Raw genomic sequence first — 20,388 nt, forward strand, 5'->3', positions numbered from 1 at the left:
AAGCCTAAAACTTTGCGACGTCCAGAACGGCCTGGGCAAAAGCCTGTGGCGCTTCCTGCGGCAGGTTGTGCCCGATGCCACCGCCGACAGTGCGATGCTCGTATTTGCCGGAGAACTTCGCGGCATAGGCCGAAGGATCCGGATGCGGGGCACCGTTGGCATCGCCTTCCATGGTGATCGTCGGAACGGTGATGACCGGCTGTTCCGCAAGCTGGCGTTCATAGGCGTCATACCTGGCTTCGCCTTCGGTCAGTCCCAGCCGCCAGCGATAGTTATGGATGGTGATCTCCACATGGTCCGGATTGTCGAAGGCCGGGCTGGAGCGATCGAACGTCTCGTCGTCGAACGCCCACGCCGGTGATGCGGTTTGCCAGATGAGCCGCACGAAATCGCGCGTGTTTGCGGCGTAGCCCGCGCGGCCACGCTCGGTGGCAAAATAGAACTGGTACCACCAGGACAATTCCGCCTTGGGGGTGAGCGGCTTCTTGTTGATTTCCTGGCTACCGATCAGGTAGCCGCTGACCGAAACCAGCCCCCGGCAGCGCTCGGGCCAGAGAGCGGCCATGATGCCGGCCGTGCGCGCGCCCCAGTCGTAACCGGCGACGATCGCCTTCTCAATCTTGAGCGCGTCCATGAGTGCGATCATGTCGGCGGCAAGGGCTGATTGCTGGCCGTTGCGCGGCGTATCATCGGAGAGAAAACGCGTCGTGCCGTAACCGCGGAGATAGGGAATGATGACGCGGTAGCCTGCACCGGCAAGGATCGGCGCCACATCGACGTAGCTGTGAATGTCGTATGGCCAGCCATGCAGAAGCAGGACCGCCGGGCCATCTGTCGGGCCGGCCTCGACATAGCCGACATTAAGTACGCCGGCATCGATCTGCTTTATTTCACCGAACGACGTGCGACCGCCGGAATTGCCGACAGCCGCTGACGATGCTGCAGCGGACTGCGCATGCGCCAAGGAGGTGACGCCGAGTTCGACGGCGGCGACGGTCAAGGCCGCCACGCCGAAGAATCGGCGGCGCTCAAAGTTGATTTCGTTGGTCATGGTCTTCTCTCCGTTCTGCACAATCACGACTGGAAGAAGGCCGGCCTGATGTATCCAGGGTATGTCGCAGGCTATCAGCAATTGCATGCTGATGTAGCTTTCCGACCCGCAGATACATTGCAATACAATTCGTCGGCTGCCTCCCTGATGCGCCGCGCGCGCGCGGTTGCAAATTGTCTCGCTCTGTCGCAGCCCCCGCGCGCTCTACATTTCGATACATTTCGCGTGGTAGCCGGACACATGCCGGATACGTGCCGTCGACCAGATTGGCGTCATCGCTGGTCGACGATCGTCAGGTCGCATCAGCTCCACATTTGAGGAGACGACGATGACGCTGCTTGTCATAGCCTATCTGGGCGGGGCGCTGACCATTCTCAGTCCTTGCATCCTGCCAATCCTTCCCTTTGTGTTCGCCCGAGCCGGGCAACCTTTCGTCCGCAGTACACTGCCGATGCTCGTCGGCATGGCGACAACCTTTGCCCTGGTGGCAACGCTTGCGGCAGTCGGCGGCAGCTGGGCGATCCACGCCAACGAATACGGCCGTCTCGTCGCGATCGCGCTGCTAGCCGTCTTTGGCATCAGCCTGCTGTCGCCACGTGTCGCGAACACGATCACGAAGCCGATCGTCGACTTCGGCAACCGGCTGCTGAATGCTTCCAGCAAGCCCGGCTCCATTCCCACTGCCGCAAGCTCGCTGATCCTGGGCGTCGCGACCGGCCTGCTCTGGGCGCCCTGTGCCGGCCCGATCCTCGGGCTCGTGTTGACGGGTGCAGCACTGCAGGGGGCAAGCCTCGAAACCACTTTCCTGCTGCTTGCCTACGCCGCTGGCGCGGCCACCTCGCTCGCCCTCGCCCTCCTCGTCGGAAGGCGGATCTTTGCTGCAATGAAGCGGTCGCTCGGCGTCAGCGCACGGATCCGTCAGGCTCTGGGCGCCGCGGTCCTTGCCGGTGTGGGTGTGATCACTCTTGGTCTCGATACCGGCCTGCTTGCGCGGCTTTCCTATGCCAGTACCGCCACGTTCGAGCAGGCCATCCTTGATCGACTGCATGTCAGGCCGAATGCCTCCCTGCCTATTGAAGTCGCCAGTAACGGCAACACCGCCGCCACCCAAACGCGCCGGCCATTCCGTGCCGATCTGCCAGTCGAAGGCCGTGCGCCTTCGCTGGATGGTGCGGTCGAATGGCTGAACTCGCCGCCGCTCACATCCGAGCAGCTCCGCGGCAAGGTCGTGCTTGTAGACTTCTGGACCTATTCCTGCATCAACTGCATACGCACCGTACCCTACGTCCGCGCCTGGGCGGAGAAGTTCAAGGATCAGGGCCTCGTGGTGATCGGCGTGCACGCCCCGGAATTCGCCTTCGAGAAGAAGATCGACAATGTCAGGCAGGCCGTCCGTGACTTCCAGATCGCTTATCCGGTTGCAATCGACAACGACTACAGGATCTGGCGTGCCTTCGAAAACAGCTACTGGCCGGCGCATTACCTGATCGATGCCAAGGGGCAGATCCGCTACCACCATTTTGGCGAGGGCAATTATCGCCAGACCGAGCAGGCGATCCAGGACCTCCTGCGTGAAGCAGGCAGCGACATGCCGGCAAGTGCTCCAGTGAACCCACATGCCAAGGGTGCCGAAGCGAGCCCGGATCTGGAGAACATCGGTTCCGGTGAAACCTATCTCGGTTACCAGCGGGCAGCGGGTTTTGCATCTCCGGAAACTCTGCGGACAGGCATTGCCAGCGAATATTCAGTGAGAGAGCTAGGCCTTAACGAATGGGGTCTCGCCGGAACCTGGACCATCGGTGCCGAACAGGTGATGCTCGACCGCGCCGAAGGCAGGATCGCATCCCGGTTCAGCGCCCGTGATCTGCATCTCGTCCTTGGTCCCGGCAAGGCAGGCAAGCCCGTCCGTTTCCGTGTGACGATCGATGGCAAGGCGCCCGGAGCAGATCACGGCGCAGACATCGATCCCGACGGCAATGGCATCGTGACCTCGACGAGACTTTACCAGCTCATTCGCCAATCCGGCGACGTGGAGGCACGCAACTTCGAGATCCGCTTCCTCGATCCGGGCGTTGAAGCCTACGCCTTCACATTCGGCTGAGCCCGCCATTCTTCCGTGGCCCCCACAAAATCAAAGAAGGAGACTTAACATGCAGCGTCCTATTTCCACTTTTGCCATCGCATTTGCAGCAAGCCTCGCCGCCGTTGCAACACACGCCGCCGAGGTCAAGAACATCGTTATCGTCCATGGCGCGCTTGCGGATAGTTCCGGTTGGAAGAAGGCGACCGAAATCCTCGAAAAGCGCGGGTTCAACGTCACGATCGTGCAGCAACCGATAACATCGCTCGCCGACGACATCGCCGCGACCAACAGGGTACTTGCCATGCAGGACGGCGCGACACTGCTCGTCGGCCATAGCTATGGCGGCGTCGTGATCACTGAAGCGGGTCACAACGACAAGGTCGCGGGCCTCGTCTATGTCGCGGCCTTCCAGCCGGACAGGGGCGAGAGCCTGCTGACACTGGCAAGCTCGAAGCCATCCTCCGGAATGAACATTCGGGAGACGCCGGACGGTGAATATCTCTACCTGGACCCGGCGGCCTTCGCGAAGGACTTTGCCGCAGACCTGCCGCAGGACGAGACTGCTTTCATGGCGAAGGCACAAGTCTTTGCCTCCAAGCAATCATTCTCGGCCAAGGTCGGCGATCCCGCATGGAAGGAAAAGAAGAGCTGGTCGATCGTCGCTACTGAAGACCGCTCGATCAATCCCGACCTCGAGCGCGACATGGCCAGGCGCGCCGGCAGTCAGATAACCGAGATTGCCGCAAGCCATGCCGTCTTCATTTCCCAGCCCGAAAAGGTTGCCGATGTCATCGAAGCTGCCGCACGGCAGTCGGCAAACTAGGGGGCAGGTCTGTCGCTCCCAGGGCAGCAGCTATCATTTCCGGCCGCGCCCAAAATAAAGCGCGGCCGGGACGCGTTTCAGAAACCGCCAAGCTCGAGCCGCCGATCGATACCGATGCTGGTGAGAAACGCCTCGTCATGGCTGACGACCATCAAAGCACCATCATACGCTCGGAGCCCTTCCTCCACCGCCATGATGGAATCGACATCGAGGTGATTGGTCGGTTCATCGAGGATCAGCAATTGCGGCGGTTGCGGACCTCCCAGAGTGCAGGCGAGACCGGCCCTCAGCATCTGTCCGCCCGAGAGCGTTGCTACCGGCTGCAAAGCAGCATCGGCGCGGAACATGAACCGGGCGAGCGCCGCCCTGCAGGCATTTTCCCCTGCCTGCGGGTTGAGACGAAGGAAGTTGTCCCGGATCGACAGGTTTGCGTCGAGCAGGCTGACCTGCTGATCGAGGAATGCCAACCGGACCCCGATATGAACCGCCCCAGCAAAGGGCAAGAGAGCGCCTGTGATCACTGACAGCAGCGTCGTTTTCCCCGATCCGTTCGGGCCTGTAACAGCAAGGCGTTGTGGACCTGTGATCTCCAGAGAAAGATCACGAAGCACAGGTTGCTCGGCGGAATACCCCGCAGTCAGGTTCTGCAGCTTCAGCACGGTCTTCGTTGCAGGCAATCCGGTGGCCGGCAGCGAAACGGCAAGCGGCTGCAGGATTTCGATATGCTCGCGCGCCATCCTCAGGTCATCCATCGCCTCGCTTTTCAATCGGCTGGCGAGATTGGAACTGGCTCCGCTCGTCTGTTCGGCGCGCATCTTCAACCCGCCGGCAACGATGCGCGGCATGTCGCCACGCGCGGCCTTCTTTGCACCAGCGCCATCGCGACGCGCCTTGCGCTCCACCGCCTCCTGCGCCTTGCGCTTGACCTCCGACAACCGCTTTTCAGCATCGACCAGATCGTGTTGAGCAGAGGCCAGTTCCACCGCTTTTCGCTCGCGGTAGTGGCTCCAGCTGCCACCATAGCGGGTCGCACCCAGCGAGGTCATCTCGACGATCGCATCCATGGTTTCGAGAAGTTCCCGATCATGACTGACGACGATTGCACCGCTGCGCCAAGTCGCCAGAAAATCGGCAACCGCCGCACGCCCGTCACGGTCGAGATTGTTCGTCGGTTCGTCGAGAATCAGAAAGTCAGGAGCGGCATGAATTTGAGCGGCGAGCGCCACCCTTGTGCGCTGGCCACCGGAAAGTTGCGCAAGCGGGGTGGAGAGCGGCGTATCTAGGCCGACCCTTGCCAGCGCCCCTGCAACGTTCTCCTCCAGCAACCAGTCGACGTCGCCCAGTTCTTCCAGCGTCGCCGTTCCTTCCTGCGCACGCGCAAGCACGTCGAGCCCAGCGCGCACACCAAAGAGATCGGCAACAGTCTTGTCAGGCATCACCTGCACGCTCTGGCGTAGAACATGGATGCTGCCGGACACGGTAACAGCGCCCGAGGAAGGCAGCAATTCGCCGGCGATCAGCTTCAGAAGCGTCGTCTTGCCGACACCGTTGCGACCGACCAGTCCACCGCGTTCAAGACCGAAGCGAAGGTTGATGTTGGAAAAAAGTGTATGACCGTCAGGCGTCGACCACGAGAGGTCCGAAAGAGTAATGGAATGCAGCATGAATATCATTTTCCCGGATAACAAGGCTTTGTGGCTTTGTGATCGGGTTGAAATCCATGGTTCACCATCCTGTAGGTGCTGCTGACACTTATGCGATAGGCTGGAAAAGCGGCCTGTTCAAGGCGGAATTTTTGCCTGCCGGGTTACCTGAGATCGCGAGTAATTCAGATCAGTCCCTGGGCACGGTCGCACCAAGGCTCTTGAACGGATATGAACTGTAGACCGTTCGTTCCGATGGGCTAAGAGCCTGAGCAACCTTCTTTTGAGGCGTAGTGCGAGTTGTGGGATCGGCCGGTGCCGCCACGCTAGAATGTAGCTGCACCGCTGCCCCAGGGGCCATGGTGGAAGTCTTTGCCGTCGACGCGGTCGAAGCCGTGTGCGCCGAAGAAGTCACGTTGTGCCTGGATGAGGTTGGCGGTGCCGCGACCCTGGCGGTAGGCGTCGAAATAGGTGAGCGCCGACGTCAGCGCCGGAACCGGCAAGCCTGCCTGGAGAGCCGCGCCGGCGACGCGACGCAGAGCCGGCAGCGAGTCCTTGACCATGTCGGAGAAGGCAGGCGTCACGATGAGGTTTGCAGCGTCAGGCGCGTTGGTGAAGGCTGAGGTGATCTCGTCGAGGAACTGCGAGCGGATGATGCAGCCGTCGCGCCAGATCTTGGCGATGACAGGCATCGGCAGCGACCACTTGAACTCGCGTGAGGCTTCCGCCATCACCGCGAAACCCTGAGCGTAAGCGCCGATCTTGGCAGCGAAAAGAGCCAGTTCCAGATCCTTGATGAGTTCGGGACCATAGGTAATCGGGAATTTGTATTCCGGCTTGCCGAAGATCTTCTCGGCGGCTTCGCGCTCGGTCTTCATCGACGACAGGCTGCGGGCTGCGACGGCCGCTTCGATCGCCGTTGCCGGGATGCCCATGTTCTGCGCTTCGATCGCCGACCACTTGCCGGTGCCCTTCTGGCCGGCCTTGTCGAGGATCATGTCGACCATCGCGCCGCCGGAAATCGGATCCGTTGCCGCCAGGACCTTTTCGGAGATCTCGATCAGGTAGGAGTTCAGGCGAGCCTTGTTCCATTCGCCAAAGATGCCGCTGATCTCCTTGGCGCTCTTGCCAAGACCGTCACGCAGGATGCCGTAGATTTCGGCGATCATCTGCATGTCGGCATATTCGATGCCGTTGTGGATCGTCTTGACGAAGTGACCGGCGCCATCGTTGCCGAGCCAGGCAACGCACGGGTCACCCTTGTACTTGGCGGCAATCGACGTCAGCACTTTTTCGACGCGCTTCCACGAATCCTCGGTGCCACCGACCATGATTGACGGTCCGTGACGCGCACCTTCCTCGCCGCCGGAAACACCCATACCGATGAAGGTCAACCCGGTATCCTTGAGCCGGTCGAAGCGTGCGGTCGTGTCGCGGAAGTTGGCATTGCCGGCGTCGATCATGATGTCGTTCTTCTGCAGATAGGGACGCAGCGCCTCCATCTGCTGATCGACGGCCTCGCCGGCCTTGATCATGATGATGATCGGGCGCGGCGGCCGGATCGCCTCGACGAATTCCTCGATCGTCCTGCAGGGAATAATCTGCTTCCTGAGGTCGCCGGCGCTCTCGTAGAATTCATCCGTCTTTTCAGGGGTACGGTTGAACACGGCAATCCTGTTGCCCTTCTCCGCGATGTTGAGCGCCAGGTTGGAACCCATGACCGCAAGGCCGATCAGCCCGATTTCTGCCTTTTCCATGTTGCCTCAGTGCTTTTGGGCGTTCGAACTGATCAGAACGCGAGCTGGACTTTCATCGACTTCGTGCGGTCACCGGCTGCTTCGAAGGCGCTCACGGCGTCCTCTAGTGGATAGGTGCCGGTCAGCAATGGCTTCAGATCGACTCGCCGCTGATTGATCAGATCGACCGCAAGCCCGAACTCTTCATGGAACCGGAACGTTCCCTTCATCTCGATTTCCTTGGCAACCACCATGTTTTGCGGAATCGAGACATCACCGCCCAGGCCGAGCTGGACAAGCGTAGAGCGCGGACGAAGGACCTCGAGGCCAGAACGAACTGCTCGCTCATTGCCCGACGCCTCGAACTGGACGTCGAAGTATCCCTTGTTCGCGGAGTAGGCCGAAAGTTCTTCCGGATTGTTGGCAACGTTGATGACGCGATCGGCGCCGATTTCCAGAGCTTTATGCAAGACCGCGTCCATCACGTCAGTCGCGACGACTTCACGCGCGCCGTGCGCACGCGCCGCGATGATCGCCAGTGCTCCAATCGGGCCACAGCCTGAGACGAGAACGCGCTTGCCGAGCAGGGGGCCCGCGCGATTGACGGCGTGAAGCGTCACGGCGAAGGGCTCGGCCATGGCTGCCTCATTGATCGAGATGCCTTCGCCAACCTTGTGGCACTGCCAGGCTTCGGCGACCAGCCGCTGGCGGAAGGCGCCCTGGATGTGCGGCATGGGCATGGCGGAACCGTAGAACCGCATGTTCAGGCAGTGGTTCTGCGCCCCGCGCAAGCAGTATTCACAGGCATTGCATGGACGGCTTGGCGACACCGCCACCCGATCGCCAACGGCAAAGGTCGAAACGCCCTCGCCCAAGGCCTTGATCGTACCTGCCACCTCGTGCCCGAGGATCATCGGTTCGCGGACACGTACCGTCCCGAAGCCGCCGTGATTATAGTAGTGCAGGTCGGAGCCGCAGATGCCGCCAACCTCGATGGCGACCTCTACCTGTCCGGGCAGAAGTGCTTCGACCTCGCGCTCTTCGACGCGGAGATCCTTCGCTGCGTGAATGACGATCGCTTTCATCTTCTCGTCCTCAAACGACCGGCGTCGGCAGGGGTTTGCCGGAAAAATGCGCTGCCAGATTGTCGCGCACGAGTTGGCCCATGGCCTTGCGTGTCTCGACGGTGCCCGACCCGTGATGCGGCTGGAGCACGACATTGTCGAGTTCCAGGAACCGTGGATCGATCTTCGGCTCGTTGTAGAATACATCCAGACCGGCGGCCTTGATGGTACGATGCTGGAGGGCTGTGATCAGCGCTTCCTCGTCGACGGTCGATCCGCGTGACACGTTGACAAGGATGCCCTCGGGACCCAGTGCTTCAAGAACTGTCCCATTGATGATGTTCTTCGTCGCATCCCCGCCCGGAACGATGACGATGAGGAACTCCGCCCAACTGGCCAAAGCGGTCAGATCAGGTTCGTGCGCGTGGGGCACCTGCGGCTGCGGGGTGCGGGAGAAGTAGCGAATGTCGCAGTTGAACGCGGCAGCCCGACTGGCGATCGCCTTGCCGATGCGCCCCATTCCAACAATTCCGAGACGCTTTCCGGTGACGCGGGTGACGAGCGGCATCGCAGTCTTTCCCCACTGCCCGGATCGCACAAAGACATCCGCTTGCGGCATGAGACGCGCGGTTGCCACGAGCAGTCCGAGCGCAATGTCCGCGACGTCGTCCGTCAAGACATCGGGCGTATTGGTAACGCGAATCCCATGCTCCCGCGCATGCGTCAGATTGACCGCATCCGTACCGACGCCATACACCGAAACCACTTCGAGCTTCGGAAGGCTCTGCATCAGCTCCGCGGAGGCGCCGAGTTCACCGCGCGTGGCAATGGCGCGGATGTTCCCGCCGACCTCTCTGACGAATGCGTCGCGATCGGCGGCCTCGTACAGCTTGTGGACCACATACCGGTCCTCAAGATCGACCATATCCCATTGCGGATAGGGGCCAGCGAGCAGGATTTCGGGCTTGGACATGGTTCCTCCGTCAGATTGCTGTTTCAGCGCGCCGATAGGCGATCGTTGCAGCGTGTGCGATGGCGATCGAGACAATCCGCTCGACCGACTGGTCAATTTCGATGGTCATGACGTCGCGTTCGTCGGCCGGCAGCTCCAAAGTCTGCAGCTGGCTGTCGAGAAGCGAAAGCGGCATGTAGTGTCCCTCGCGGGCGGCCAATCGTGTCGCCAGCGTTGCGCGCGATCCCTGAAGAAAGACGAAGGTCACGGGTCCGGCGGCCCGTGACCTCAAGAGATCGCGGTAAGAGCGCTTGAGGGCCGAACACGAGACGACCGTCTCCGTGCCAGCTTTGAGTTCGTCCCCGAGGTTCTCGAGCCACGGCCAGCGGTCACCATCGTCAAGGGCGATGCCCGCTCTCATTTTCTCTACGCTTGCTTCCGGATGCCGGCTGTCGCCTTCGATGAACCGGTAGCCGAGCTGGGAGGCAAGCAGTTTGCCGACCGAGCTCTTTCCGCATCCCGACACACCCATGACGACGAGCGGGCCGAGGTTCGAACTAGAGACAGGTTGTGATGCCGCCGTCGACATAAAGCGTGTGTCCGTTCACAAAGGAGGAGGCCTTGCTGGAAAGGAAGACAGCAGCACCGACGAGTTCGTCGACATTGCCCCAACGGGCGGCCGGCGTGCGCTTTTCAAGCCAGGCGGAAAACTCGGCGTTGTCGACGAGCGCTTGATTGAGCGGTGTCTTGAAGTATCCCGGCGCAATGGCATTGACCTGGAGTCCATACTTGGCCCAGTCGGCACACATGCCGCGCGTCAGGTTCTTCACGGCACCCTTTGTGGCCGTGTAGGGAGCAATTCCGGGACGAGCAAGTTCGCTCTGGACGGAAGCAATGTTGATGATCTTGCCGGCGCCGCGCTTGATCATGTGGCGGGCAACGGCCTGACCTACATAAAACACACTCGAGACGTTCGTTGAGAGAAGCGCCTGCCAGCGGTCTGCCGGAAAGTCCTCGAGAGGCGTACGAAACTGCATGCCCGCATTGTTGATCAGAACGTCGATCGGGCCGACCTCGTTCTCGATCTTGTCTACACCTTGTTCGACCGCCTTGGCGTCGGTGACATCAAAATCGGCAGTGACAGCCTGATGCCCCGAATTACCGAGATCTCTCGCGGCCGCAGCCAGCTTTTCCGGATCTCGGCCATTCAAGACAAGGCTCGCACCGTGCTCCGCGAGCCCCTTCGCCAATGCCAGCCCGATGCCCTGAGAGGACCCCGTTACAAGGACCCTCTTTCCGGAAAGATCGAAGAGCGGATAGGTCATTGTCTACTCCAAAGCTCCAAGCCGGCTCAAGCTTCTACGACCAGTCCCTTGGCCTTCAGCACAGCCTCGAGATTGGACACTTCAACGACTGACTTTCCAGCCTTGTAGGCGGCGATATAGCCAGCTTCGGCGTCCTCGCGGGCCTGCGACAGCTTGGCGACATCCAGCGCCTCGTTCTTCCTGACGACAACGAGGCCGTCAGCATCGCCGACGATGATGTCACCTGGATTGATGATTTCGTCCCCGATCGTGATCGGCTCGTTGGTTGCTCCGAGCGTTTCTTTCACCGTACCCTTGATGCAGACACTCAGAGAGAACACCGGGAAACCGAGCTCACGCAGCTGAACCGTGTCACGAACACCCGTGTCGGTGACGAGGCCACCGATCCCCTTGGCAAGGCAGGCGTTTGCCAGAACGTCGCCGAAGGAACCAGCTTCCTCATATTCCCCGGCGGAGACCACGATGATGTCGCCAGGCTGGGCGTAGTTGATCGCGACCTGGAGCATGATGTTGTCACGCGGCGCGCACTTGACAGTAAACGCGGGGCCGCAGAGCTTCATGCGATGATCGACCGGCTTGATGCGCGACGAAAGTGCGCCCTTGCGGCCCTGGGCTTCGTGGATCGTTGCAGGCGAGAATTTGGCGACGGCGGCGATCTCGTCCTTGGACGGACGCTCAATCTTCTGGTTCAGCTTGATCATCTTTTCCTCCTTGGCGGGCAAATGATCTTCGTCTGCCCGATGCTGGCAGCGTTTTATCAAGGCGTAGATCCATCGCACAAATATATGTTCTGGATGTCAGCTATAACTTATCTGTATGCAAGAGCATGCGCGCGATAGCCCGTTCGCACGGCAGTGCGTCCGCCGACATGCAACAGCGAGGGGCGGCCTGAAACGAGAAGGATGACCAGACCCTAGTGAAGGATCTGGCTGAGGAACAGGCGCGTGCGCTCGTGCTGCGGATTGTCGAAGAAGCTCGCGGGATCGTTCTGTTCGACGATCTGCCCCTGGTCCATGAAGATGACGCGGTTTGCGACCTGACGCGCAAAGCCCATTTCATGGGTGACGCAGAGCATGGTCATGCCTTCTTCGGCAAGGCCGACCATGGTGTCGAGCACTTCCTTGACCATTTCCGGGTCGAGCGCCGAGGTGGGTTCGTCGAAGAGCATGATCTTCGGCTTCATGCAAAGCGAGCGGGCAATCGCCACGCGCTGCTGCTGGCCGCCCGAGAGCTGGCCCGGGTACTTGTGTGCCTGCTCCGGGATCTTGACGCGCTTCAGATAGTGCATCGCCACTTCTTCCGCTTCCTTCTTCGGCATCTTGCGCACCCAGATCGGTGCGAGCGTGCAGTTCTCCAAGATGGTCAGATGAGGGAACAGGTTGAAATGCTGAAACACCATGCCGACCTCGCGGCGAACCTCGTCGATCTTTTTCAGATCGTTGGTGAGCTCGATGCCGTCGACGATGATCTGGCCCTTCTGGTGTTCCTCGAGCCGGTTGATGCAGCGGATCATCGTCGACTTGCCGGATCCCGAGGGACCGGCGATGACGATCCGTTCGCCGCGCATCACTTTCAGGTTGACGTCGCGCAGCACGTGGAAATCGCCGTACCACTTCTGAACGTTTACAATATCGACTGCGGGGAACGTGTCTGACATAGGGCGTTGTCCGAGAAGGCCTGGCTAGTGGCTACGGTTGACGGCGGACAGGAACGAGCGAACCTCGGAGGGCGCATCTTCGGAGAAGAAGGCGGCGGGCTCGCCGTTGAACTTGAGTTCGCCTTTCTTCAAAAACCAGATTTTATCCGACACCTCGCGAGCGAACCCCATTTCATGGGTGACGCACATCATCGTCATCCCCTCCTCGGACAGTTTTCTGAGGAGCTTCAGAACTTCACCGACCATCTCCGGATCAAGCGCGCTTGTCGGCTCGTCGAGAACGAGAACCCCGGGAGTCAACACGAGCGACCGCGCGATCGCGACGCGCTGCGACTGACCGCCGGATATATCCGCTGGAAGCGACTGTGCCCGATCGGCAAGTCCGACACGTGCGAGCATTTCCATCGCGGCTTCGGCCGCATCCTTTCGGGACTGCCCACGAATACGCTGCAGCGGCAGCATGACGTTTTCAAGGACCGTCAGATGCGGGAAAAGGTTGAATTGCTGGAAGACGAAACCAATGCCTGTCCGCAATTTGTTGACATCGACGCCGGCGGCATGGATGTCGGCGCCGTCGATGGTGATCTTGCCCTCCTGGATCGGCTCCAATCGATTGACGGTCCGCGCAAGCGTCGACTTGCCCGATCCGGACGGCCCGCAGAGCACTACGGTGCTACCCTTCGGCACGCTCGCCGATATCGACCTCAAGACCTGGATAGCGCCGAACCACTTCGAGACGTTGCTGAACTCGATCATGCCAGGGCCTCCACGACGACGCGTCCCGTCCGTCTCCTGGCGATCCGGCGTTCGAGCCAGTTCGTCGACTGCGAAAGGCAGAAGCACAGGATGAAGTAGGTTGCGGCGAGGATGCCAAAGATCTGCAGCGGCTTCGTTACTTCGTTCGAGTTGACCTGCAGCATCACATAGGACAGTTCCGAGACCGCGATGATCGAGCCGAGAGAGCTTTCCTTGATGATCGTCGTCAACTGATTGATGATGCCAGGGATCACGTTGAAGAGCGCTTGGGGCAAAACGACCCTGAAAGTCGTTGGAATGTATCCAAGGCCCAATGCCTTTGCAGCTTCAACCTGCCCTTTCGGCAGGCCCTTAATCCCGGCGGCCACGATCTCGCCGAGATAAGCGGTCTGATAGATCACGATGGCCGCCACGAGCGTTACCGTCGCGTCGATCGGAAAGCCGATCAACATCGGCAGCGCGAAGTAAGCCCAAAAGATCAGCATCAACAGCGGTATCGCCCGCACGGAATGAACGAACCCTGCAGCGAGCTTTTGAAGCCAAACCACGTTGCCTGTTCGCGCCAGCGCGACAAGAACACTGCACGGGAATGTCGCGAAGAGGCTGACAAACGAGATGATGAGGGTAAGCGCAAGTCCACCGAGCTTGCCGTGCGGATACTCGCCGACAAGCAGCATCAATCCGTATTCGTGGAGAATTTCCAACATTACTTGACCCGCAACTGGAAGCGCTTTTCGAGCAAGGAAGATGCCCACATGATCGCGAAGGAAATAACCATGTAGATTACCGTGGTGATCCCATAGGCTTCGAAGATCCTGAACGACTGCTCTTCCACATATCGCGCCTGATAGGAGAGTTCCGCGACGCCAATGGCAGCGCCAAGACTGGTCGCCTTGAACAGGATCAGCGTCTGGCCGAGAAGCGCAGGCAAGGCGAGCCTCCAGGCCTGCGGCAGGATCACCCACCGCATGGCGCCGAGATAAGTCAGGCCGATCGACCTTGCCGCCTCCATCTGCGCCGGATGGATCGATCGCAGCCCGCTTCGGAAATCCTCGGACATGTAGGCGGCCTTGTTGAGGGCCAGGGCGACGATCGCGTAGCCCATCTCGGCACCGATATCGTTCAAGAAATCGTTGACGGAGTCAGGGAGGATAACAGCGAAACCGAAATACCAGACAAAAAGCTGGATCAGGATCGGCACATTGCGATGGTACTCGACAAAGGCAGCGACCATGAAGTTGGTTGGCTTGAATTCGGTCGCCCGGATAACGGTCAGGACGACCGCCAGAACCAATCCGAGTGCCCAGGAGACAACGAAGAGGATCATCGTCGCCTCCAGGCCCTGCAGGATCATGTCGAGATACTGGCCCTGCAGGACCTTGCCGAAGTCGAGTTGGTAACCCATACGATTAGGTCCTGGACAATCAGTTGGTAAACCAGGTTTCCTGGGGCTTACCGAATTCAAACTTGCGCGTGGATTTCAGCTCCGAATCCTTGCCAAGCCACTTGTCGTAAAGCTTCTGGCCCTCGCCTGAAGCCTCCAGTTGCGCGAGAAAATCATCGGCGGCCTTTACCAGCTCGGGTGATCCCTTGCGGAACGCGAAACCCGAAGGCATCGACAGCAGTGGCTCATCCAGGAAACGCAGCGCCTTGATACCGTCGCCGGCATTGCGTTCAACCGCCTTGCCTTCGGAATAGCGATAGACCGTGGCCTTTACCTTTCCCTGCTGGAGAGCCAGGAACGAGGCAGCACTCGTCTCGAATGACAGCACGCGGGCGTCCGGCAGCCGCTTTTCGGTGAGCGGGATGAGAACCGAGCCCTTCACGAGACCCATTCGTTGACCCGAGAGGTCATCGACCTTCTTGATGTCGGATTGATCGAGAACCACGAAGTTGAAATCTTCGGCAATGTATGCGCCGCTGAAATCAACCTGCTCGGCGCGCTCCTTGCTGTAGCTCAACAGAGATGCGAGCACATCGACACGGCCCTGTACCAACTCGGCCATGCGGGTCTGAGGCGAAACCGGGACCAGTTCGGCCGTCACTCCGATCGACTCGGCAAACTGCCGGCAAATGTCGATCTCATAGCCCGCGGGCTCGCGCGTCTTGGGATCCTGAAAACCAAGCGGCGGTGAGTTCGTCAGAACACCGCAAGTGATCTTTCCGGCTTTCTTGACGTCATCAAGTTGGTTTGCGGAAACGGTATAAGTCAATGCGGCAAATCCGATGACCGAAGCGGCAAGCAATTTCGTAAAGCTCATGATGTCCTCCTACAAAGCGTCCTCTCGCTCGCTAATCATTTAAGTTGCTTGCGCTATTCTCACAAATATATATTGAAGATGGCTATTATAGAAATTTGTTATGGGGGCATCACAAAGAGCGTGGCACTCGATCTCCTGAAACTGCGCTACTTTTCCAAGATCGCCGAGTTCGGCTCGTTCACACGCGCCGCGCACGAGCTGGGCGTCGCCCAACCTGCACTCAGCCTGCACATGCGCTCTCTCGAAGAACAGCTTGCAGTTCAGCTGTTGACCCGTACACCGAGAGGCGTGGTCGTGACCGAAGCAGGTACCACGCTGCTGACGCATACCCAGGCCATCCTCAAGGCTTTAGACCAAGCCGAGGCGGCGACGAAGGAGCAAGCAAAAAACCCGACAGGCGATGTTTCCCTCGGCGTACTCGCATCCATCGCGCCTTTGATTGCCGTACCCATCCTGAAGATCTGCGAGGAACGGTTTCCGAAGATCCGACTGACGATTAGCGAAGGCGACAGCCAGACCTTGCGGGGTGCGATCGAAACGAAGGCGCATGATCTCGCCGTCAACCTCGGCGAAGTCGCCCGCCCTACGGCATCTCCTCTATTCGACGAGATGCTCTACGCCGTCGGCCCCTCCGGACATTTTACCCAGGACGGCTCGTCCATTTCGATCAGCCAGGCGCTCGAACTCCCCCTTATTCTGCCGACGCGCCGGCATGGTATCCGCATTCTCCTCGAGCGTGAGGCACTCATCCTCGGAAAGGCGATCAACATCGTGCGCGAGATCGAGGGGCTTGCGAGCACCAAGGCCGCCATCGGTGCCGGCTTCGGCTTCACTGTTCTTGGCCGCGGAGCGATCTTCGAAGACTTCCAGAAAGGCGCCTTGTCAGTGCTTCCGCTGGCGGGCAAGGGATTTACGCGACGCCTGGTCCTCGACAGCCCGGTCGATCACCCCCAGACCAAGGCCGTCCTCGAGGTCAGAAACATCCTTCTTGAAGTCGTGCACAACCTTGGCGAACAGGGCAACTGGTCGTGCGTCGGGCGGGAGCGGGCATAGCGCCCTCTCCGACGGCACGGGCGACCACACATAGAAAATGATGGGGTGGCAGGAGTGACCCGCCACCTCATGACTTGAAGTCAAAAGCATCTGGAAGGCGTTGCGCCAACGCTGTTCAGGGAATCGGGTCGAACTTCAATTCGGACAGCGGCACGACCTTGTCGGTGCGGGTCATCTTGTATTCGGTGTTCGGGCCGAGCCAGGTATCCCAGATCTTGTTGATCTCACCTGAATCGTCCAGTTTGTGCAGGATCTCGTTGACCTTCTCGGTCAGCGCCGGCTGGTCCTTCTGCATGCCGATACCGATCGGCTGATAAAGCATCGGTTCCTCGACCATGCGCATTTTCTTGCCGCGGACCTGGGATTCGTTGACAAGCTTGGTGATGGTCATCGTGTTGGCGACCATGCCGCGCGCCTTGCCCTGCTGAAGTGCGAGGTAGGCCGAGCCTGTGTCCTGGAAGGTCAGCGGTTCCGACTTGTTGAGTTTGATCGACAGCTCTGAAGTCGATCCCTTGCTAGAGGCCAGACGCTGACCCTGATAGTCCGCCTTGCTCTTGCCCTCATCGTCGGCCGGAACCATCAGCATTTCCTTGGCGACATAATAGGGATCGCTATATTGAATTTGTTCGGCGCGGCTCAGCGTATAGGCGAGATTTGCGACGGTGATGTCGACGCGGCCAAGCTTGACCTCCGACACGCGGGCCTCGACCGAGATCGGCTTGATCTCGGCGGCGACACCGAGTTCGCGGGCGACTGCCTTGCACAGATCGACATCGAAACCGACCATTTCGCGGGTCTTCAGATCCGGAGAAGAAAAGGGAGGAACGTCGGCATAGGTGGCACAACGCAGCGTCTTGTTGGCAAGAATCTCATCGAGCTGATCAGCTTTCGCGGGGAGCGCCAAGGCACCCGCGAGTGCCAAACTTACTGTAATGCATTTCCAGTTCATTGCTGTTCTCCGTCGTTATGAAGTCTTGCTCGTCAGTGCCGCAGGTCCGATAGGAAGCGCTGGGCGCGCGGATGACGAGGATTCTTGAAGAATTCATCGGGTGTGGCACTCTCAAGGATTTGGCCGGCATCGATGAACCAGATGCGGTCTGCGACATCGCGTGCGAAATTCATCTCGTGCGTGACGCAGAGCATTGTCATTCCCTCGGCCGCCAGGTTCTTCATGACCATCAAGACCTCTCCGACCATTTCGGGGTCGAGCGCACTTGTCGGTTCGTCGAAGAGCATCACCGGAGGCTCCATTGCGAGCGCGCGCGCGATCGCCACGCGCTGCTGCTGTCCGCCGGATAGTTGTGCAGGGAAGGAATTTGCCTTGTCGGCAAGGCCTACCCGGTCGAGAAGCTTGATTGCCTTCTCCCGAGCAACACTTGCGGGAACCCCCTTTATCTTGATCGGCGACATCGACACGTTTTCGAGAACCGAGAGATGGGGAAAAAGATTGAAGTTCTGGAAGACGAAACCAATCCGACTGCGCAATCTGTTGAGCTCGGAGGCACGCATCTTCGCGTGGATGTTCTGCCCCTCGAATTCAATCGCACCGCTGTTGATCTCCTCGAGGCGGTTGACCGTGCGGATCAAGGTCGATTTTCCCGAGCCTGACGGCCCGCAAATAACCACCACCTCGCCGCGCTTGACCTCGGCGTCGATGCTCTTGAGGACCTGATAGTCACCGTAGCTCTTGCTGACGGCTGCAAGGCGAATAGCCTGCCCATCCTGCGGCTTTGACTGAGGCGCGGTCATAGTTGCTCCGTAAGTGTCTTGAGGGGCAGGCTTTCGGCTGGCAGGCGAACATTGACCGGCCCGGCGCGGCGGCGCGCGATGCGCTTTTCGACGCTGTTGGCAACGAAAGCGAGTGTCCAGCACAGCACGTAATAGACGAGGGCAAGCACCAGGAAGACCTGGAACGGCTGCGTCAGCAGCTGATTGTTGACCTGGCTTGCAGCGAAGGTCAGATCCGGGACGTTGATGACATAGCCGAGCGTCGTATCCTTGATCGTCGAGACGAAGGTCGAGATCATGCTTGGGATCATGTTGTAGAGAGCCTGCGGAAGAATGACGTAGCGCATCGCTCCCATGTAGCTGTGACCGAGAGCGCGAGCGGCATCCATCTGTCCCTGCCCGAGCGAGACGATTCCGGCCCGCACCACTTCGCTCAGGAAGGCGCCCTCATAGATCACCAGCGTCACGAGCATGATCCAGAAGCTCGGTACGTCGACCCCTGTCCACAGGGGCACGACGAAGTAGCACCACAGGATGAGCATCAGCAGCGGCACGCCACGGGTAACGTAGACGAGACCTGTAACCGGCCAACTCAGGAGTCTGAACTTCGAGAGGCGAGCAAGAGCCAGCAGAATGCTGAGCGGAAATGCAAGGGCGATGGCAAGGGCGGACAGAACAAGCGTGTTCGCCAAGCCGCCAAGCGGACCGTTCGGATATTGGCCGATCAACAGGAGCAGCCAGTAGTCCTTTATGATGTTGACGATATCCTGGATCATCGGCGGGCCCTCAGAGCGGGATCTGCGCGCATGGAGATGGCAGCGCTGGCGCCCATGATGATGAGCGAGAAGAACAGGTAGATCACCGTGCCAATCAGGTAGATTTCGAACGTCCGGAAGCTGACGTTGTCGATCTCCTTGATGGCGTGGGTCAGCTCCGAAGCGCCGACGACGATCGCCAGGCTGCTGTTCTTGAACAGGGAGACGGAATGATTGATGAGCGGTGGAAGCGCATTGCCCACGCCCTGTGGCATGATGACGAAGCGCATGGCCGAGACGTAACCATGTCCAAGCGCCTTGGCTGCTTCCATCTGGCCGGGACTCACGGCACGAAGGCCCGAGCGAAGGTCCTCGCTGAAGTAGGCCGCCTGACAGAGGCCAAGTCCGATGACCGCGAAAATCGCTTCGGCGTTATGGTTGGCCAGCCATCCGGTTACGCCATCCGGCATGAGAGTGTAGATGCCAAAATACCAGAGCATCAACTGCACAAGCGTCGGGACGTTACGGTGATAGGATACATAGGCCTTGACCACCGGTTCTGCGAAACGGATCGCAGAAATTCGTAGTCCGAGCAGCAGGATCGCCAGCGTCATCGCCAAGACCCAGGAGCCGATATAGATGACGAATGTCATCTGGACACCATGCACGAGCATGGAGAGATAGTCGGGGTTGGAAAGGATCGCCGAGAGATCGAACCCGCTCACGGCTTTGCCCTCTCATCGGCCTTGTCGCTCACAGGCGACTGAGGCTTTGCGGTCTGCAAGCCACCCATGACCTGAAGAGTCGGCGTAATCTCCATGTGCCCGATGTTCACCGCAACAGGCGCTGCGATTGCAAACGCGATGGCGTCGGCGATGTCGCTGGCCTGCGGCAGCTCGAAGCCGTCGATGAACCGCTCACGGATGCTCGGATCGTTGCCATGCACATGATTGAAGATATCTGTCGCAACCCGACCCGGGCAGATTTCGGTCACGCGGACGCGCTTGCCGAAGGCATCGATGCGCAACTGGTTCGACAACATGGCGACGCCCGCCTTGACGGCATGATAGGTCGAGTTGCCGCCAAAATTATAGTTCCCGGCAATCGAGGAGATGTTGATGACGTGGCCGCGGTCGCGTGCGACCATGCCCGGAACGATCAAACGGCAGATATGGAGGACGGCGCGAAGGTTGACGTCGACAAGCAGGTCGATATCGGCCTCGTCTGCCTCCAGGAATTTCTTTGGGCGATCGACACCTGCATTGTTCACGAGAATGTCGAATTCCATGCGCCCGGCAAGGTCGGCAATAGCCTGCCGGTTGGTCACATCGATGGCATGTGCGATGCATCCCGTGCGGGCAGCAAGTTCGTTCAGGGCTTTCTCGCTGCGAGCGACGGCATGGACCTCGATGTTCTCCCGGCAAAGCCGTTCCACCACCGCTGCACCGATACCGGATGAGGCTCCTGTCACCAAAGCTGTCTTGTAATCTGCGAAAGGCAT

21 protein-coding genes are annotated in these 20,388 nt (G+C 59.7%); 3 read left to right on the top strand and 18 right to left on the bottom strand.

Annotated features, from left to right (window positions below; genetic code table 11):
• Nucleotides 1-4 precede the first annotated feature (4 nt).
• Nucleotides 5-1,051: an alpha/beta hydrolase gene (locus F3Y30_RS21225; protein ID WP_203427171.1), complete on the bottom strand. Its 1,047-nt coding sequence runs from the start codon at nt 1,049-1,051 to the stop codon at nt 5-7.
• Nucleotides 1,052-1,379: 328 nt separating this feature from the next.
• Here F3Y30_RS21225 and F3Y30_RS21230 point away from each other — a divergent pair, with 328 nt between their 5' ends.
• Together F3Y30_RS21230 and F3Y30_RS21235 are read left to right on the top strand one after the other, a co-directional pair.
• Nucleotides 1,380-3,152: a cytochrome c biogenesis protein DipZ gene (locus F3Y30_RS21230; RefSeq protein ID WP_203427172.1), complete on the top strand. Its 1,773-nt coding sequence runs from the start codon at nt 1,380-1,382 to the stop codon at nt 3,150-3,152.
• A 49-nt stretch (nt 3,153-3,201) separates the two neighbouring features.
• On the top strand, nt 3,202-3,957 hold the full coding sequence (locus F3Y30_RS21235; RefSeq protein WP_203427173.1) for an alpha/beta hydrolase: 756 nt from the start codon (nt 3,202-3,204) through the stop codon (nt 3,955-3,957).
• Between the two features lie 77 nt (nt 3,958-4,034).
• Here F3Y30_RS21235 and F3Y30_RS21240 read toward each other — a convergent pair whose 3' ends face one another.
• From F3Y30_RS21240 to F3Y30_RS21295, 12 genes are all read right to left on the bottom strand, one after another.
• Complete coding sequence (locus F3Y30_RS21240) at nt 4,035-5,621, bottom strand: ABC-F family ATP-binding cassette domain-containing protein (protein WP_203427174.1); 1,587 nt, start codon at nt 5,619-5,621, stop codon at nt 4,035-4,037.
• A gap of 305 nt (nt 5,622-5,926) precedes the next feature.
• Nucleotides 5,927-7,357, bottom strand: a complete 1,431-nt coding sequence (gene gndA / locus F3Y30_RS21245; RefSeq protein WP_203427175.1) for an NADP-dependent phosphogluconate dehydrogenase — start codon at nt 7,355-7,357, stop codon at nt 5,927-5,929.
• A 32-nt stretch (nt 7,358-7,389) separates the two neighbouring features.
• A complete protein-coding gene (locus F3Y30_RS21250; RefSeq protein ID WP_203427176.1) occupies nt 7,390-8,421 on the bottom strand; it encodes an L-idonate 5-dehydrogenase in 1,032 nt (343 codons plus the stop codon).
• 10 nt (nt 8,422-8,431) lie between these two features.
• Nucleotides 8,432-9,373, bottom strand: coding sequence for a 2-hydroxyacid dehydrogenase (locus F3Y30_RS21255; protein ID WP_203427177.1), 942 nt, complete (start codon nt 9,371-9,373; stop codon nt 8,432-8,434).
• A gap of 10 nt (nt 9,374-9,383) precedes the next feature.
• Complete coding sequence (locus F3Y30_RS21260; protein WP_203427178.1) at nt 9,384-9,941, bottom strand: gluconokinase; 558 nt, start codon at nt 9,939-9,941, stop codon at nt 9,384-9,386.
• On the bottom strand, nt 9,910-10,677 hold the full coding sequence (locus tag F3Y30_RS21265) for an SDR family oxidoreductase (RefSeq protein ID WP_203427179.1): 768 nt from the start codon (nt 10,675-10,677) through the stop codon (nt 9,910-9,912). The genes F3Y30_RS21260 and F3Y30_RS21265 overlap by 32 nt, the downstream gene beginning before the upstream one ends.
• A gap of 26 nt (nt 10,678-10,703) precedes the next feature.
• Entirely contained in the window at nt 10,704-11,378 is a 675-nt protein-coding gene (locus F3Y30_RS21270; RefSeq protein WP_203427180.1) for a 4-carboxy-4-hydroxy-2-oxoadipate aldolase/oxaloacetate decarboxylase, read from the bottom strand.
• A 212-nt stretch (nt 11,379-11,590) separates the two neighbouring features.
• The gene (locus F3Y30_RS21275; RefSeq protein WP_203427181.1) at nt 11,591-12,334 is read right to left on the bottom strand and encodes an amino acid ABC transporter ATP-binding protein; all 744 of its coding nucleotides are present in this window, start codon (nt 12,332-12,334) and stop codon (nt 11,591-11,593) included.
• Between the two features lie 24 nt (nt 12,335-12,358).
• On the bottom strand, nt 12,359-13,090 hold the full coding sequence (locus tag F3Y30_RS21280; protein ID WP_203427182.1) for an amino acid ABC transporter ATP-binding protein: 732 nt from the start codon (nt 13,088-13,090) through the stop codon (nt 12,359-12,361).
• Entirely contained in the window at nt 13,087-13,797 is a 711-nt protein-coding gene (locus F3Y30_RS21285; protein WP_203427183.1) for an amino acid ABC transporter permease, read from the bottom strand. The genes F3Y30_RS21280 and F3Y30_RS21285 overlap by 4 nt, the downstream gene beginning before the upstream one ends.
• Nucleotides 13,797-14,495 (bottom strand): amino acid ABC transporter permease, encoded by a 699-nt coding sequence (locus F3Y30_RS21290; protein ID WP_203427184.1) that lies wholly within the window; start codon nt 14,493-14,495, stop codon nt 13,797-13,799. Before F3Y30_RS21290 ends, F3Y30_RS21285 begins: the two co-directional genes overlap by 1 nt.
• A 19-nt stretch (nt 14,496-14,514) precedes the next feature.
• Nucleotides 14,515-15,351, bottom strand: coding sequence for a transporter substrate-binding domain-containing protein (locus F3Y30_RS21295; RefSeq protein WP_203427185.1), 837 nt, complete (start codon nt 15,349-15,351; stop codon nt 14,515-14,517).
• 120 nt (nt 15,352-15,471) lie between these two features.
• On the opposite strand from F3Y30_RS21295, the gene F3Y30_RS21300 reads away from it, so the two are divergent.
• The gene (locus F3Y30_RS21300) at nt 15,472-16,404 is read left to right on the top strand and encodes a LysR family transcriptional regulator (RefSeq protein WP_203427186.1); all 933 of its coding nucleotides are present in this window, start codon (nt 15,472-15,474) and stop codon (nt 16,402-16,404) included.
• 115 nt (nt 16,405-16,519) lie between these two features.
• Here the strand turns inward: F3Y30_RS21300 and F3Y30_RS21305 are convergent, their stop codons facing one another.
• The 5 genes from F3Y30_RS21305 to F3Y30_RS21325 are packed head-to-tail and all read right to left on the bottom strand — an operon-like array spanning nt 16,520 to nt 20,388.
• The gene (locus F3Y30_RS21305; protein WP_203427187.1) at nt 16,520-17,353 is read right to left on the bottom strand and encodes an ABC transporter substrate-binding protein; all 834 of its coding nucleotides are present in this window, start codon (nt 17,351-17,353) and stop codon (nt 16,520-16,522) included.
• 32 nt (nt 17,354-17,385) lie between these two features.
• Nucleotides 17,386-18,153 carry an amino acid ABC transporter ATP-binding protein gene (locus tag F3Y30_RS21310; protein WP_203427188.1) on the bottom strand — a complete coding sequence of 256 codons (768 nt, stop codon included), beginning with the start codon at nt 18,151-18,153 and terminating at the stop codon, nt 17,386-17,388.
• Nucleotides 18,150-18,908 carry an amino acid ABC transporter permease gene (locus F3Y30_RS21315; protein WP_203427189.1) on the bottom strand — a complete coding sequence of 253 codons (759 nt, stop codon included), beginning with the start codon at nt 18,906-18,908 and terminating at the stop codon, nt 18,150-18,152. Before F3Y30_RS21315 ends, F3Y30_RS21310 begins: the two co-directional genes overlap by 4 nt.
• The gene (locus F3Y30_RS21320; protein ID WP_203427190.1) at nt 18,905-19,612 is read right to left on the bottom strand and encodes an amino acid ABC transporter permease; all 708 of its coding nucleotides are present in this window, start codon (nt 19,610-19,612) and stop codon (nt 18,905-18,907) included. The genes F3Y30_RS21315 and F3Y30_RS21320 overlap by 4 nt, the downstream gene beginning before the upstream one ends.
• Nucleotides 19,609-20,388: an SDR family oxidoreductase gene (locus F3Y30_RS21325; RefSeq protein ID WP_203427191.1), complete on the bottom strand. Its 780-nt coding sequence runs from the start codon at nt 20,386-20,388 to the stop codon at nt 19,609-19,611. Before F3Y30_RS21325 ends, F3Y30_RS21320 begins: the two co-directional genes overlap by 4 nt.

It is taken from the genome of Sinorhizobium sp. BG8 (assembly GCF_016864555.1).
GTDB lineage: Bacteria > Pseudomonadota > Alphaproteobacteria > Rhizobiales > Rhizobiaceae > BG8.